Origin of the sequence: Microbulbifer variabilis ATCC 700307, from assembly GCF_000380565.1 — a bacterium.
In the GTDB taxonomy this organism is placed as follows: domain Bacteria; phylum Pseudomonadota; class Gammaproteobacteria; order Pseudomonadales; family Cellvibrionaceae; genus Microbulbifer; species Microbulbifer variabilis.
In genome coordinates, this window is record NZ_AQYJ01000024.1 from 12,288 (window position 1) to 28,949 (window position 16,662).

Below are 16,662 nucleotides of genomic sequence, written 5' to 3' on the forward strand. Positions count from 1 at the left end.
CAAGGAGAGAGTAGTGAGTCGGTTTATCCAATTACATGTTTTGACTGCCTATCCACCAGCTAATCTGAACCGGGATGATTTAGGGAGACCAAAAACTGCCAAAATGGGGGGGTATGATCGACTTCGCATATCCTCACAGAGTCTAAAACGTCACTGGCGCACTTCAGATTTATTCCAGCGTGCCTTAGGGAGAGAGGCAGAAAATGGCTTAGTTGGAACGCGCAGTAAGCGACAAGGTGTTTTGGTTTTTGAAAAGTTACTTAGGCTGGGAGTAGCAGAGAAGAAAGCAAAACTATGGGCTCAGAGGATAGCTGAACAATTTGGCAAACTAAAAAAGTCGGAAAAAGATAATCCAAGTGCGGATCTCGAAATTGAGCAGCTGGTGCACCTGAGTTTGGCTGAGCAAAAGGGTATTGAGGATCTGTTACACAAACTTGCAGCAGAAGGTCGTGAGCCGGAAAAATCTGAGCTGGACTTACTGCGTAGAGAAAATATGGCGGTAGATATCGCCCTGTTTGGTAGAATGCTCGCCTCCAAGCCTGCTTATAATATCGAAGCCGCTTGTCAAGTGGCTCATGCACTATCAGTACATTCTGTAGTCATTGAGGATGATTATTTTACCGCAGTGGACGACCTCAATAATCATGGTAAGGATAATGGTGCAGCTCACCTCGGAGAAGCCGGTTTTGCCGCAGGACTTTTCTACTCTTATATTTGTATCAACAAAGAGCAGCTGATTGATAACCTTGGTGAAGATAAATCACTTGCCGATCGTACACTTGCAGCCTTGACTGAAACAATTCTCAAAATTGCTCCTGCCGGAAAACAAAACAGTTATGCCAGCCGTGCATATGCCTCTTATGTGCTCGCTGAAGTCGGCGATCAGCAGCCGCGATCACTTTCCGTAGCCTATTTAAAACCCGTGGATCGCTATAGCGAGGATTACGCTCAGGAGGCGATTGATGCGCTGCAAGGACAACTGCATAATTTCGACAAGGTATATGGCCAGTGTGCTGACAGCCGCTATATTCTCAATGCCGTAAATGGGCAGGGTAGCCTGCGAGAGTTGCTGGCATTCGTTAGCGAATAGGTGGCTTTATGGAACACTTGGTATTTCGCCTTTATGGCGCCATGGCATCCTGGGGAGAGGTTGCAGTTGGTGGAATCAGGCACAGTGCTTGTTATCCCAGCAAGTCAGCTATTGCAGGTTTGCTTGGTGCAGCATTGGGTATTAAGAGATCAGAGGAAACACAGCAGTTGGAGTTGGCGAGAGGGTATTGTCAGGCAATAAAAATAGTTAACTCGGGAGTTCTGCAAAGAGACTTTCATACAATACAAGCTCCAGACAGTGCCGGTAAATTCCGTTATCGCACACGTAGGGACGAATTGGTAGTGGGCTGCAGCCGGCTGGGCACTATCTTGTCTCAACGCGAATACTTAGCCGATGCTCAAGTATTGGTCGCTCTTAAAGCAACAGAGAGCGCGCATTGGTCGCTGAAAGATCTGGCTGGGGCACTGGCTCGCCCCAAGTTTCATCTGTATCTGGGGCGTAAGGCTTTTCCTTTGTCGGTACCCACTGCTGCTCATTTAATAGAGGCTGAGAATTTTCGGCATGCACTTGATCTGTACCCATTGACTGACGTCTTGCAGTATCAACTTACATGGGCAAGGCAGGAGCGCTGGCGACCTGATGATTTGCCTAGGCAATACTACTGGGAGGGTGATATAGAGGATTTTTCACAGGAAGATGAACAGTTTTCCTTGGGAGCTGTGCAGCAATTGAGTCGCCTGGACGAACCTCTATCTCGCAAGCGCTGGCAGTTCCAGCCGCGTATGGAATATCACTGGCGTTCATAAGGAAGTGACTATGTACTTATCCAGAATTCAAGTGTCCTCCAGTTTAGCCATACAAGCGCAATTGGCGACCCTGTTGAAAAATAACAGCTACGGTATCCATCAGATGTTATGGGAGTTATTCAATGGTAGCGAGCGTTTTCTGTTTCGTGAGGAATCAGCCTGTGAGCAGCTCCTGAGTGAGCGAAGTCTGCCAGTATTTTACCTGCTTTCTCGGAAGAAGCCGATTAGAGATGGGTCGCTGTTTAGTGTAGAGAGTAAAGCTTTTATACCTCGGTTACAGGCCGGGGATCGGCTGGCGTTTCGCCTGCGAGCCAACCCTACTATTTCACGAAAGTCGGCTGTGGCTGGCCGAGGTAAGCGTCATGATATTTTGATGGATGCCCAATATCATTGGTTACGTGATCAATGTAAAACTCATTCACTTTTGCAAAGCGGAAGAAAGGGAGAGTTGAAACAGCGCCTACTGGATGCAAAACCAGGTTTCTATGCAGGTGGGCAAATAGAATCCCGGCTCCAGGAGGTATCCGTGGTAGCTTCTCGTCACTGGCTGATTGATAGGGGCTCGCGCATGGGTTTTGATATTTACCCTCCAAAACTTCACAGTAATGGCTATCGCTGGAACCTTCTGCCGAAAAAAGGACGCGGTGCTGGTTTCTGCTCAGTAGATTATCGTGGAGAACTGCTGGTGACTGATCCAGAGTTATTCTCACAGAAGATTTGTACGGGTATTGGTCCGGCCAAGGCATTTGGTTGTGGTTTGATGCTGATACGCCGCATTTGACTTTTAGAAGAGTGGAGTATTTGCAGGCTGAGTTTTTTTGATGAGGGCGTATATATTAGACACTTTCTCGAGTATGAAACAAGTATTGTCAATTTCCCAGCTCAGGCAGGGCTTTACCGATAAAATCAATCCCGATTGATTTTCTCCAGGTGTGTTCCCCACATGGGTGGGGTTTAGCCGGTAGTATTTTTAAAATACAGATGAAGGCCAATATGTTCCCCGCTATGCGGGGTCAGTTTACTGTGGGAGCAATAGCTTAGCCTAAGGCGTGAGCTTCTCAATGGTCTGGAGGCAGTTGATAAAACTCGACTAAGGCTTTAATAATTTCCCTCCTTGTGTTGAATTACCTATTTAGGGGTAATGCACTTTCATAATTCTAGTGGTAAGTTATCGCGCCTATTTCTGGCGACGTAAATAATTAGCTGATTACTAAATCTTCAAAGTTTGAACTTTCCCTGTGCCCACGGGGATGAACCGACGATGGAGAAATCGTTAGTCGGAGTGTGGATGTTTCCCTGCCTGTGCAGGGTTGAACAAACTCTGGGGAATGATGTTATCTGCTAGAGTGTTTGCCGGGGATGGGGTTTGTGCTGTACGAGTGCAATGGCCAGCAGTCGATGTTCGGCTGCTGGCCACTACTTTTTAGGGCATCCTTTCCTTGGACCAGCTAACCGGATAGTGCTTGCATTCTCTATCTACCAGTTTCAAAAGTGAGGGTATTCTGTATTGGCCATACCTTGTAGGATATGAGGTTTTTAGGTTGTAAGGCCAACACCAAAACTACTTATATATAATGGCTTGATGCTATTACCTCGTAGAGTGTCAGCTTTGCCTGGAGTCCCTTTATATCGTTTTTTGGCGGATCCGATAATTGGGACTTTATATGTTAGCACTTGGTATAGATAGGTCCTTAGGTCGGGCTGCAGCTCTGAACCCAGTGTGACATAGTTATCAATCACAATAAATTGCGATTGTAGTTGGTTTTCCTTGATTAGAGCTAAAATGCAAAGTAGTCCTCGTTTGTGCTTGGTTGTTTTTTTATTTTCGTGTCTGTTCTTTACGGGGTAGCTGCTCCAGATAGTTTACATCAACAGCCCGGATCACTTACCAAGCTCCAGTATTAGAAAAGAATTACTTTCTTTAGAACAAAGTATTTAGGAGTAAGAATATTTCCTGCTTTATGCCTTATCCTGACAGTTCTGCTTTAGCCTGCTTAAGAATATCCTTATGGATGCTGCGGTAAAAACTGTTTGTTTCATCTGCATTTTTTAGGATTCTTTGCAGTATATTCATAGCTTTATCTCCTTGTTGAAGCCTTTTTAAAAAGATTGCATAGTAAAGACCTGCGGCGGGCCCACTATAATAGCTGTACAGTGTCTCGTATTCATGTTCAGCCTCGGCAATCATCTGTAAGGCATCCAGGGTGCGAGCATAGAGTAGATGGGCATCCTGATCTTTAAACTCTGGACTCTTGTCTATCAAAAAATCCAGGGTTTCCTTACAGTTGTTAAATTCTTTGAGCAAAAATAGACATCGAGCTAATCCGAACAAAATCTGAGGGTCATCCTTAAAGGGGCCTTGCAAGCTCTTTTGATATAAGTCCTTGGCTTCCTGGTTCAGCCCCTTCTCAAGGCACTCCTCCGCCATTTTTATATAGTTTTTTATGCTACTGGATTTGGCCAGATTTTGTGCTGCCTGATTGATATCTTGATTTGGATTCATCAGTTTCTGGACTTTTCTACGAGCTTTTTGTCCGTTTCGGGAATTATTCATTTCTGGCAATATTTCCAAAATCAGATAGGCAATAAGTCCCGCCAAAGGCAGCATGACCAGGATCCATATCCAGGTGGTATTGCGCCCGGTCTTCAGTACGTGAATAACAAAAGCGACTTGTATCAGGATGGAGAGAACTAAAAACGGCATATTGGGAAGACATTTATCCGGCTTAGAGGACTACACAGCTACTGCTTTTGCCAGGAACTGCACAAAAGGGGGGTAGGGTAAACGAGCGGCTTCGCTAAGCCAAGACTAAGTATGCCGGCTGTCTGACAGGTGTCATTGTTCCACAATCAGAATCATGGGAGTTCTAAGACTGATTTGCTCTTGTCTGTATTTGTATACGTTCTTACTGGGGCGCTTAAATTGGCATACTTTTACTTGTTCTAATCTGAAATGATGCTTGGCAGTTTATCCTGCAATTCAATACCCAACAGCACCTGCTTTTCTACTATTTGTGGATAGAGCTATCTATGTGCTTGGTTCCAAAGGAGGGAGGATGTCTCGTCTAACGCGTCGGGAGTTTTGTCTTGGTACTGGTGCTATGGCGGCATCGCTATTCACTGGTACAGAAGTAAGGGCTCAGGAGTCTTCTCTTCCTAATGGGGGCAAACGTTTGGCACTGCCTATCCCAAAGGAGTTGAGAGCTGATTCAGCGGGGAATATACATCTAGTGGTAAAACCGGATCAACAGAGTTTTATTCAGGGTTTAACCACACCTACCTATGGATTTAACGGGCCTTTCCTCGGCCCAGCCATACGCTTACGCAAAGGGCAGACAGTTACAGTGAGTGTCAATAATCAGTTAACGCAGAATGTGACAGCCCACTGGCATGGCCTGATTGTCCCAGGCTATGAGGATGGCGGCCCCTATATGCCGATCGTGCCTGGGCAGACCTGGCATGCAAGGCTGCCGATTATCCAGCCGGCAGCTACGCTCTGGTTTCATCCTCACCTCTACCCTACTACAGCCGAGCTGGTGCTTAAGGGATTGGCCGGCCTGATTATTATTGATGATGAAAATAGTGATACTTTGCCTCTGCCAAAAGAATGGGGCGTTGATGATATTCCAGTGATTATTCAGGATCGCCGCTTTAACAAAGATGGTAGTTTCTTTCATCGCTTCAATGAGATAACCGTAGCTGCAGGTTATTGTGGTGATTGCCTCTTGACTAACGGGGCCGTTAATCCAGAGGTGAAAACTCCCCGGGGTTGGCTGCGCTTTCGTATTCTGGATGGATCAAATGGGCGCAATTATCGCTTGAGTACTAGTGATAAACGCCCAATGTATGTGATTGCCAGTGATGGAGGCTTCTTACACGAACCGGTACAGGTGGATATTCTGCCTATTGCGGCGGGCGAACGTTATGAGCTGATGATCGATGCGCGCGATGGTAAGCCTTTTGATTTGATCACCCTGCCTGTGCCGCAGCCGGTAATGCGTTTACCCCCGTTTGATGGCCCTGTGGCATTTCTGAGAGTGATACCTACAGGAGCAGAGGGAAGGGGCACCTTACCGGAACAGTTGGTACCGCTGCCTCAAATACCACAAACATTGCCGCCTATCTCTCAGCGTCTGGTGATGCAAATGAACCGGCAGGCTCAGGCCAATAAACTGATTAACGCTACAGGTTTGCCACAGATGATCGCCACAGGGCGGACAGATCCAGCAGTAGTAGACAAAGTATTGCAATTAGTTACCCAGGCTCCGGCAATGCCGTTAAAGGCACAGCTCACCGCCAATGCAGTCAATGGGGTCTCCTTTGCATTTACCGAGCCAGGATTCAAGGTGCCAATCAATAGAGATCTTCACTGGCGTATTTCAGAAGGCAGTGATTTGATGCTGCACCCAGTACATATTCACGGCTGTCAGTTCCGAGTCGTTAAATTTAATGGGACGTTACCGCCAGCATATATGCGTGGATGGAAGGATACGGTACCTATCTCAGGTGGCGGCAGTGCAGAGATATATGTACGTTTTCCACGGGAAGCGATGCCAGATATGCCTTATATGGTCCACTGCCATGTATTGGAACATGAAGATTCAGGCATGATGACGGAATTCAGTGTTTCTTGAGTACAAGCACTATACCTTTAGATATTCTCTGTAGCTAATTTCGTCTACTAGGTTTGGTGGATTTTACTTTACGGTCTTCCTTGTGCTGCAGTTTCATCGCCTTCTTGATCAGCCCCTGGAAATTGGGGCATTCCAGCTGGTTCTCCTCTGGACAATTAGCCACATGTCGCAAACCATCGCGCATAGCCTTGAGCCGGCGAATGTTTTTGTCCAATTCATCAGCTTTATCAAGTAATTGTTCACGGTCGATATTGGGTTTGCTGCCATAGGTGAACAAAGAGGCGATTTCATTGAGAGAAAACCCGGCATAGCGCGCTAAGGATATCAATGACAGTTGTTCCACTACGCTGCCGGGAAACACCCTGGTGATACCACGCCTGCTGATAGACTTAATTAGGCCTTTCTCCTCATAATATCGCAGTGTTGAGGAGGGTAGTCCCGTACGTTTGGAGACTTCCCGAATATCTATTTCCCGATGATCATCCATCTCTATTGACCTCAAGCTGACTTGAAGTTGTATCCTAGTTTTCACTGTGGTCCCTGGCAAGTCTTAAATCAAAAAGAAAGACAAATAACTCAGGGAGTCAGGGGCTAAGGAGTGTGCAGGGAAGGATGGAATGTATACCAGTTACTCGCTATATACACTTAGCTTATCCACAGTTATATCGGAGCAAAAAGTGGTATATCCGTTAACGAGGTGAGTAAATAGTATTTTTTTCATGATTCTCCATATTTTCTGAGCACACTAATTTTTTATCGGTGTCTGGCTAACCACACTTGGGATTTTATGCTTGCAGTTAAAAGACTTCTGAAACCATTCAGCAAAGGTGCCACCAGCAACCTCTCCAGTCGGGGAATCCTGACCGCTTTATGCCTGGCAACCCTGCTCAATGCATTGGCGGTTAGCAGTGTTAATATTGCGCTTCCGGAGTTAGTTACAGACCTTGGAACCACCTACGCGCGGACGCAGTGGATCATTGTCGCTTTTATGATTTTTCTAACTGCGGCTCTGGCAATTGCCGGACGCGCCAGCGACAAAGTGGGGCGCAAGAAAATTTTTGTTCACGGCATGCTGCTTTTTAGTGTATCGACTTTACTCTGTGCTCTATCGCCAAATATCTGGGTATTGGTTCTCTTCCGAGCATTGCAAGGTATCGGAGCGGCAATGTTTACCGCTGTTTCTATGGCAATTGCCAGTGACGTCTATTCCAGAGCTCGGGTGGGCACGGTAGTGGGTCTCCTGGGAAGTATCTCGGCGGTGGGCACTGGCTCGGGGCCCGTATTGGGTGGACTACTACTGGAAGTTTCCAGCTGGCAAGCAATCTTTCTGGTCAAAGTGCCCCTGGGTGTCATCGTATACTGGCTGGCTCAGAAATATCTTCCCGAGGATGCCAGGTACATAGCTCTCGAACAAGCTCGTCATCCACGTAATATTCTTGCCGCATTCTGTATCTTTTCAGCAATTCTTTTTTATACCCTGTCGATAAAGCCCCTGAATGATAATTATGGAATTATCAATATATTGACTTTTTTATTGTCTGCCATCGGTGTACTGGGTTTATACCTGAGCAGAGGCATCGATCCTGGGCCCGCGCTGGGCGGTTATGTTTTGTATACGAACCTAGCTACTAATCTTTTGGTAGCTGCTTCGGTAATGAGTTCTCTGGTTGTTGGGCCATTTTATCTGACTTTGGCATTAGGATTGAGTTTCTCTCAGACAGGCCTGGTGATGTCTACGGGGTCTTTCGTCGTTGCCGTTTGTTCAAATATTGCTGGACGTTTGGTTGACCGATTCAGATCGCGAAGCATAGTGATTATTGGTTTGTTCTTCCTGGTACTGGGTTCTTTGGGGATGGCTAATTTGCAACAGGTCTATGGTGTAGCTGGCTATTTAGTCTGCTCAATAGCAATGGCCATAGGGTACGGGATCTACTTGTCTTCTAACAATACTTTTACAATGAACGGTGCTAGTAGAAAAGTAAAAGGCAGTATTTCAGGCCTCCTAAATCTATCGAGAAATCTAGGGCTACTTACAGGGGCGTCGTTGATGAGTGTGGTTTTTGCAAAAACCTCACACTTGTCATATTTGAGTTCTTTTGATTCAGGGCTGGTAGTTTCCGGCCTTAATCAAGTGTACCTGCTGGCTTTACTGTTTCTTGTCATAGCCTTTATTGCTCAGACGGTATCTATCCTGGTCAGTCGTAAATTATGAATCTGTGGATTAGTCATTACTTTATATTTGCCCTCTCAACAGCTAATAGGGTACCTGTTGGGTTGTTTTTTGGGTTAAGGCTTCTGGCAGAATTATGAGTAATTTACCTATTGACCTAAAGTGAGCTTGAAGTTGTAACTTATCCCTGTTTGGTGAGAGTACGCAATATACAAAATATCGATTGCAGATTTACGTTACCGGAATCTATTTTCCGATAGATCTCACCAGCTAAACCTAAATTTGACTGGAGATAAGTTATGGTAAGTAATTCTTTGGAGCGCCATATTGCAGAATTACGTAAATACTGGATGGGTTTGAACTCGGATACCGTGGTTCACTGTCGAGCAGTACTGGCTAAGTTGGCAAGCTCCTCAAATTCCGAGGGATGGCTTGCAAAGTTACACCAAAATCGAGAGGCAACGACTGAGCTATATAGGGACTCAGAACTTGGCTTTATATTATTGGCACATGTGGAGACTCAAGGTTTATATCGTAATCCACATAATCATGGCAATGGCTGGGTTTTTTATGCACTTCAGCATGGAGAGGTTGAAATGTCCACTTATGGACTGGTGAGAACTGTAAAAGGCGAAGAGCAGCTTGTAAGTCGGGGTTCTTATACTATGCATCCAGGTGATTGTAGTGCATTCCTCCCAGGCGATATTCATGATACTCGTTGCTTATCTGATTATTCCCTGATGTTTCGTTTAACCAGTTGTGATTTCTCTGAGGAAAAGCGGCAAGGCAGGCTACAACAATTTGCAGAATTATAGTTGGTGGCAGTTATTTATTGGACAAGCTCACATGATGAGGGCCGTGCTAGGCTCTCCTTCTCTTATGTAAGTATGGGTTTATTAGATAGAAAGCTTGACTTAGACAGGTGTTAATGTGGGCCGATAGTGTTTGGATATGAAGAGCGGGTTTTCATCTGTAAAGTGGTGCATTTTCTTGTATAGAAAAAAGTATATCGTGCTTGGGTTATGTCTTATGGTTTTTTGATCACGATTTATAAATAAGGAAGAAATGTGTAAGTTTTTATTTTTGACTTTTCCAGGTTGGATTTTGCTGTTCTCTTTTTTCAAAAGAAAAAATAAATAAAAAATGTAATTTCATTTTAATGTCTTTTGATGATTGATGTGACTCTGCTGAATCTGCCCTCTCTGGGTTTATGTTTTATTTAAAGTGCTTATAGTAGAACATTGTTTTTTGCTGGTGGTTGCTTCAGGTAAAGCTGTATTGCGAATCGGGAACCAATTCTTGCCTTCCTTATCGAATCAGCTGTGCTTGTGTGGGGTGTTATCGGCAGAGCGCAGAAAAATTTTAAGTTTTTGTGAAAATATTAAGAGTTCAATTTTCTGAACTAATAAGAGTAGAACGGGTAAGAGTAAAATGGGGTAGGGTGTCCTCACTCTCAGTGATGTATAAAAATCTAATACTGGTAATTTAGGTGTGGCTTCACTGTATTTAGCCTCTCTAGGAAAGAACAAGGCGGTTTCACACTTTTAGCTATCCAAATCCATTTGCCGTTACACATTATTCACGAAAACTCTTATAAGATTTTTTACTGCAATAACATATGATCTCTGCTGGGTGTCCCTATCGAGTACTGCGGTGTTTGTAATAAAGCCCTAAAAAAGATAACCGGAGACTCTATGACCCCTCTTTTTATTCGCACAGCTATAGCTTCGGCACTGATGATTGGCGCTCAGGGTGCGGCGGCCTCTCAGCCAGCCGATGACTATGTTGCCGGTGAGCATTATCGCGGTGGTAGCCAGGTTTGTTATGCCGGAGACCTGTTTAAAGCGCAGTGGTGGGCTACACCTGATCAGAAACCCTCCGATGCCCTGACAGCGCAAAATACCTGGGATTCTCCCTGGATTCTGGAGGGGGCGGGAGCCTGTAATAGCTCGGGCAGTAACAGCGATGATAATGATACCGGTGGTGAAAGTGATGATTCCAATAGTGACGATGCCTCGGATAACGATGGTACAGATGGTGGCAACCCGGATTCCGGCGATGGCTCCAGCTCAATAGCGACTTATCAGCCCGGACAGAATTACCGAAAGGGAAGTGAGGTTTGCTATGCCGGTGATATTTTTGTTGCCCAATGGTGGGCAAATGGAGATCAGCTTCCCTCTGATGCTCTGATCGCGCAAAACACCTGGGACTCCCCTTGGATTTTAAAAGAAACTGATGGCTGTACTGGCAGCAACGGCAATGGTGGTGATACCGGTAGCGATAATAGTGAGGGCACTGACTCCACTCCTATTTCCCTGAGTGTTTCATCCTCCCAGTCCCAGATCATTGGTGGTGGCACAGTCCAGCTTAGTGCAACTGCTTCTGGAGGAGACGACACACTGAGCTATAGCTGGGCCCAGCTTTCCCCCAGTTCGCCAGAGGCAAGTATTTCTACCGCCACCGGCGCTGTAACTTCAGTGACTTTACCGGCCGCGGCTTATGATATCAGTTATGTCTTTAGCCTGATTGTCAGCGATGGAGAAAGCACTGAAGAAGCGCAGCTAACGATACAGAATTTAGCGGCTGGGGATGACACTGGTGGGCCCGAAGAGAATGACGGTTCCGATGGTTCAGTAACAGCAATTATCTCTACTTCTGAAAATAGCATTGGTTGTAGCGGAACCATCACTCTGGATGGTTCTCAATCCACTGGCGGCGGCAGTATGAGCTATATCTGGAGCCAGACCAGTGGCCCCTCTGTAAAACTGTCCAGCTATGTAGGTAGTTCTACCCAGGCTGTGCTATCTGAGGTTTACAGTGATACAACCTATACTTTCCAGTTGACCGCAACCGACACCTCTGCTGCTAGTGATGTTGATGAGGTTACCATCAGCCAGGCGGGTTGTGCACCTGCAGCGGGCCATGTGATGGGCCAGAATGAATTGGAAGCGGCAGAAAATACCCTTGCCAATAATTCACTCCTGCAAGAAGTGAAAGATACAGTTGAAACCCGTAATAACGCGATTGTAGAAGCGGTTCAACCAGGTCGTAATACCAATCCGGAAAATGTGCTGCGCGTAGAGAGTATTATTTCCGAGGATACCTGGGATTACCTATTCCCTGTTCGGGCCGATGAGTATACCTATACCAACTTTCTGCGAGCGGTGGCTAAGTTCCCAGCGTTTTGTGGGGAATATACCGATGGCCGCGATTCAGATGCCATTTGCCGCAAGGTACTGTCAGTTATGTTTGCTCATTTTGGCCAGGAAACCGGTGCGCATGCGGCTGCCTGGGATGAACCGGAATGGCGTCAGGGCTTGTACTGGATTCGAGAAATTGGTTGGACAGAGGAAACTTCCGGAGGGTACGGTGCCTGTGATTCTGGTAGTAGCTGGGCTGCAGAGGTATGGCCCTGTGCAATCAATGCCGATGGTGGGTACAAGAGTTACTTTGGCCGAGGCGCCAAACAGCTGAGCTGGAACTATAATTATGGCCCGTTCTCTCAGGCAATGTATGGCGACATTTACACTTTGCTGGAGAACCCAGAACTGGTAGCAGATACCTGGCTGAACTTGGCGAGTGCCATATTCTTCTTCGTATACCCGCAGCCACCCAAACCGAGCATGTTGCATGTTGTTGATGGCACCTGGAAGCCAAACAGTATTGATCTGGCCAATAATCTAACTCCAGGTTTTGGAGTTACGACTAATATCGTTAATGGCGCTATCGAATGTAGTAAAGGCAGTGAAGACTACCGCTCGCAATACCGTATGGATTATTACCGGAGCTTTACCGAGTACTTGGGAGTGGATATTCCGGCGGATGAAGAGCTAGGATGTGCCAATATGGGCCAGTTCCAGACTGGTGGTGCGGCATCCCTGAATATCTACTGGGATAAAAATTGGGGATGGTCAGCGGATAACCCCAGTAATGAGAGCTTCGCCTGTCAATTAGTGAACTATCAAACAGCCTATTCTGCGCTCAATGAAGGCGACTATGCAAAGTGTGTGGAAGGCAACTTTGATATGACGATTGACTACCAGAACTAACAATAAGAGGCAGTTTAAATAGCGGCTTTACTCAATCAGCGAGCCCGGCAATAGTTTTATTGCCGGGTTTTTTGGAAGGGTCATCGGCTTCATTTGGGATACGCTGGGAAGTAAGTTCAGCAGTAAAAATGCTGCCAGTTATAAATTTTCACTCAAATTTTCTATAATAGTGCCGAGTCAACATAAACAGTACCTTCGGTAATAAGATTATTTTTAACTTTTACAATTCAGCAGTAGGTATTATTGTAGCGCCTGCCATTTAAAGTGGTGCAGGTGTTCTTCATTTCAGTTGCAGCGTAACGTCCATCAATTAGTGTCCGTTTTACCTTCATCGTCGCCTTTCCTCCTGAAGTACCTCGCCAATCTCTTTAAATGCTCTGTTGTCTCTTGGATGTGTACTTCCTGGCCATATCGTGGGCGCCTCTAATAATCCAGTGCACATTATTGGTAATGTATTCCAGGAATGGTTTTGGATCAGTACGTAAAGAATTAAATACCTCTTATACAAATTTACGTTTAAGCATGCCCACTACTTCCTTAACTAAAGAGAACTGGCGTTCCCTTCCAATAATCGTAGGTGAAAAACGATTGTTTTTAATATGTTTAATTTTTAGGGTGCATTGTTAATAGTAGGATTTTAGTTGACCTATTAGATGACAGAAACATTTGCTGAAACAGAGGGGGGAAGAAGCTTAGGTGATGTTAAGCAGTGCTTTTCTTTTTGGTCCAGACTAAAAGGGTTAATATCCAATGCAAAAAGTGCACTGTAAGATGAATAACTGATGTCTGTCCCTAAAACACCGTTATCCCGACAACAAATTATTGGCCTTACGGCGCTAACTTTTGCTATTTTCCTGATCGCCAATGACTTTACTGCCTTCTCTGTGGCAATTCCCGCTATAGAGAAGCATTTCAATTCCGATATTTCTACTGTCCAGTGGGTGATAAACGGCTATGCATTAGTTTTTGGAGTGCTAATTGTCACTGGTGGACGATTAGCGGATATGTTTGGCCGTCGCAGGCTCTTCTTTATCGGTACCAGCATTTTTATATTTTTCTCTGTTTTGGGTGGGCTGGCAGTCGATGACTGGATGTTGCTGGGAAGCCGAGCCTTAATGGGGGTGGGAGGTGCTTTGATGTGGCCGGCAATCCTGGGTATGACTTATCAATTGATGCCGGAGGATCGGGCGGGGCAGGCAGGTGGCCTGATTATGACCGTATGTGGGTTTGCTAATTCAGTTGGGCCTCTACTTGGCGGGTTCTTTACTGACTTTCTCAGTTGGCGTTGGATCTTCTTTATCAACTTCCCGATTGCACTGATTGCAATGCTTGTCAGTTGGCGGGTAATAGAAGATGATCGGCCAGAGGGTATTGAAGGCAGGGTGGATTATGGGGGTATAGTTTCCCTATCGCTATGTTTATTGACTTTGTTATTGGCACTAGATTTTGTTACTGATGCTGGTATTAGAAACCCGTTGATAATTGGCCTATTTGTGGTCTCAGTTTTGCTCTTTACAACTTTTGCCTGGATTGAATCAAACACCAGGAGCGATCCGCTAATACCAGCGGATGTAGCGACTAGCTGGCGATTTTTTACAGTGGGAATGACTACTCTACTGCTTTCCGTAATTTTTGTTTCTATGTTGTTGTATATTCCCCAGTTTTTAATTAAAGAGCTTGGTTTCTCCGCAGTCTGGTCCGGGGTTGGCCTGTTACCGGTGATGGTGACTTACGGAATTGTTTCCTATATCGCTGGCAGATTATTTGAGATTATGGGAGCCAAAGTAATTCTGTCTGCAGCCGCTATTTTTCTGGGCTTGGGAATGTTTCTATTGTCCGGCTTACTCGAGCAAAGTCGATATTTGCATCTGGTGCCCGGTATGATTTTCCTCGGAATGGGGTTAGGCTTATTTTTCCCCACAATTACCACGGCGGCAGTCACCGCTGTAGGGTCTAGCCGTTCCAGCCTTGCTGCAGCGCTCATATTTATGTTCCAAATTATTGGTGGTGCTATCGGGTTGGCGATGAACACAACAATTGTGGCCCTGGCTCCAAGTCTTGCAGAAGGTATTGACCGGGCCTTCAGTGTCAATGCATACCTTGCCTTGGCCGCACTTCTTGTCTGCATTTTGTTCGTAAAAGGCAAGCCTGCAAAAAGAGGGCCTGTCGCCTCAGGCTGATCTGTCTGTGTGGGCACAAGGCTGGACAGATACCAGGCTTTGTCCCGCATATCTTCGATGACTCTTTCTTCACTGAGGTTTTTCTCTGGCTGAACGCTAATAATGAAAGAGGCTTGCTTTTTTTAGCCTCGGGAGAACCCCAAATAGGTTAAAGTGCAACTTCAACTTATTTGAGGCGCTAAGTTTTATTTAATGCTGTATTTTATGTGGTTTTACTCACTTCATTTTTTTTGTGACTATTCGGTTTGATGAAAAACCTATTTTTTTGTGTGGTTATAGGCTGAAAATCCCCGGCATTTTCCTATTAACTAATCCTGTTAATTAGGTAAAAATAATCCTCTCATTTAATCCTCGGAATGGAATCTCAGGTGTTAATTTGCCTTGCGGTGGCTTATTCCCCATAGCTTTTATGGGAAACAGCGAAGTCAGGATTTTGGTTCCTGGCCAACAGCAAGGTGAATCACTCCGAGAGAGCCCTTTAGGTTGGATAGCCCTTGCGATCGCTGGGTTAATTGTCTCGGGAGAAATAGCCTCCCTTTAGGTAAGGAGAACAGATTGTGATACCCATCGTTGACCGCGTTAGCGCGGAATCCATAGCGCCCTTCTGGCGGATGCCGTTCCGCCCATTTTTCTGGGGTGGGGCACTCTGGAGCATGATTGCCCTGCTAATCTGGCAAATGCAGCTTTCTGGCTGGCAGCTTCCAGCTTTACGTGTCGGCGTAGCCTGGCATTCCCATGAGATGTTATTTGGATTTGCTGCGGCGGTGATAGTTGGCTTCCTCGGCACAGCCATGCAGACATGGACCGGAATTCCCTCACCTAAAGGGGGACAGTTAATGGGCCTGGCGGGGCTGTGGCTATTAGCTCGCTTGGGCTATCTCATAGCGGCAGTACCACTGTGGATGCCGGTTTGTGCTGAAGTGACATTTTTCCTATTGGCAGCCTTTTTACTCGGTGCACGGGTATTGCGCACCCGGCAATGGCGCAATCTGTTTGTATTGCCTGCTATGTTGGCTTTTGCCGGGCTTTCAGCCTGTCATTGGTTGCTGCCCAGCGCGCAGAGCAGGGTAGCTCTCGTGGCTCTGTTGCTGGTTACAGCAATTATTCTGGTGATTGGTGGCAGGGTGATTCCCTTCTTTACTGCAAGGCGCTTTCAGCTAAGTCAGCGCGATAAGCTACCGGTTATCGAGTGGGGTACCCACATAGCTGCTGTGCTGCTTCTGTTGAGTGTAGTGATTGATCTACCCCGTATGGTTTGGGCCTTGTTAGCACTGGTGCTTGGTGGGTTACAACTGGTGCGCGTACTGCGCTGGCACCCGACTAAGATTTGGAGTGAGCCTATGGTTTGGTCACTACATTTGAGTTACTGGCTGGTGGTATTGGGGTGCTTTCTTGCAGCGCTCTCCTGGAGCGGTTTAGCGCCCGGTTGGCAGAGTCCCGCATTACATGCATTTGCGGTAGGTGGTATTGGCGGTTTGATTCTGGCTATGACCAGTCGAGTCAGCCTTGGTCACACAGGGCGTATGTTGAAAGCACCGCGCTTGATGCCCTTGGCATTTGCTGCACTGGCATTGTCCGCGTTGGCTCGTATCTTCTGGGCCCCAGCTCCCAGCGGTTTTCTTGCAGCGATTATTGCTTGGATTGTAGGCTATTCTCTCTTCTTACTGTATTACACCCCGGTTCTTTTTCAGCCTCGTGTAGATGGGCATCCGGGGTAAGCACCTGGATATTCAGTATAGCGACGCTGGCTAGCGACTAGCGAGCGCCGCTCC

The 16,662-nt window shown here is 46.2% G+C and carries 11 protein-coding genes; 9 read left to right on the top strand and 2 right to left on the bottom strand.

Features of this window, described 5'->3' with window-relative positions; all coding sequences use genetic code 11:
* The first annotated feature begins 13 nt into the window (after positions 1–13).
* From cas7e to cas6e, 3 genes are read left to right on the top strand one after another with little or no spacing between them, the layout of a single operon-like run.
* Entirely contained in the window at positions 14–1,090 is a 1,077-nt protein-coding gene (cas7e, locus tag G367_RS0106900) for a type I-E CRISPR-associated protein Cas7/Cse4/CasC (RefSeq protein WP_020412384.1), read from the top strand.
* Positions 1,091–1,098: 8 nt separating this feature from the next.
* A complete protein-coding gene (gene cas5e / locus G367_RS0106905) occupies positions 1,099–1,857 on the top strand; it encodes a type I-E CRISPR-associated protein Cas5/CasD (protein ID WP_020412385.1) in 759 nt (252 codons plus the stop codon).
* Between the two features lie 10 nt (positions 1,858–1,867).
* A complete protein-coding gene (cas6e, locus tag G367_RS0106910; protein WP_020412386.1) occupies positions 1,868–2,638 on the top strand; it encodes a type I-E CRISPR-associated protein Cas6/Cse3/CasE in 771 nt (256 codons plus the stop codon).
* Between the two features lie 1,185 nt (positions 2,639–3,823).
* Here the strand turns inward: cas6e and G367_RS0106915 are convergent.
* Positions 3,824–4,465 (bottom strand): tetratricopeptide repeat protein, encoded by a 642-nt coding sequence (locus G367_RS0106915; protein WP_169337098.1) that lies wholly within the window; start codon positions 4,463–4,465, stop codon positions 3,824–3,826.
* A 448-nt stretch (positions 4,466–4,913) separates the two neighbouring features.
* Between G367_RS0106915 and cueO the strand changes: the two genes are divergently transcribed.
* Entirely contained in the window at positions 4,914–6,491 is a 1,578-nt protein-coding gene (cueO, locus tag G367_RS0106920; RefSeq protein WP_020412388.1) for a multicopper oxidase CueO, read from the top strand.
* A 34-nt stretch (positions 6,492–6,525) separates the two neighbouring features.
* Here the strand turns inward: cueO and G367_RS0106925 are convergent, their stop codons facing one another.
* Positions 6,526–7,023: a helix-turn-helix domain-containing protein gene (locus tag G367_RS0106925; protein WP_245556666.1), complete on the bottom strand. Its 498-nt coding sequence runs from the start codon at positions 7,021–7,023 to the stop codon at positions 6,526–6,528.
* A gap of 255 nt (positions 7,024–7,278) precedes the next feature.
* On the opposite strand from G367_RS0106925, the gene G367_RS0106930 reads away from it, so the two are divergent.
* From G367_RS0106930 to G367_RS0106950, 5 genes are all read left to right on the top strand, one after another.
* Positions 7,279–8,703 carry an MFS transporter gene (locus tag G367_RS0106930; protein WP_020412390.1) on the top strand — a complete coding sequence of 475 codons (1,425 nt, stop codon included), beginning with the start codon at positions 7,279–7,281 and terminating at the stop codon, positions 8,701–8,703.
* A gap of 257 nt (positions 8,704–8,960) precedes the next feature.
* Entirely contained in the window at positions 8,961–9,476 is a 516-nt protein-coding gene (locus G367_RS0106935) for a cupin domain-containing protein (RefSeq protein WP_020412391.1), read from the top strand.
* An 879-nt stretch (positions 9,477–10,355) separates the two neighbouring features.
* On the top strand, positions 10,356–12,710 hold the full coding sequence (locus G367_RS26610; RefSeq protein ID WP_020412392.1) for a chitinase: 2,355 nt from the start codon (positions 10,356–10,358) through the stop codon (positions 12,708–12,710).
* A gap of 782 nt (positions 12,711–13,492) precedes the next feature.
* Positions 13,493–14,890, top strand: a complete 1,398-nt coding sequence (locus G367_RS0106945) for an MFS transporter (RefSeq protein ID WP_020412393.1) — start codon at positions 13,493–13,495, stop codon at positions 14,888–14,890.
* A 557-nt stretch (positions 14,891–15,447) separates the two neighbouring features.
* Entirely contained in the window at positions 15,448–16,608 is a 1,161-nt protein-coding gene (locus G367_RS0106950) for an NnrS family protein (RefSeq protein ID WP_020412394.1), read from the top strand.
* Positions 16,609–16,662: the final 54 nt, after the last annotated feature.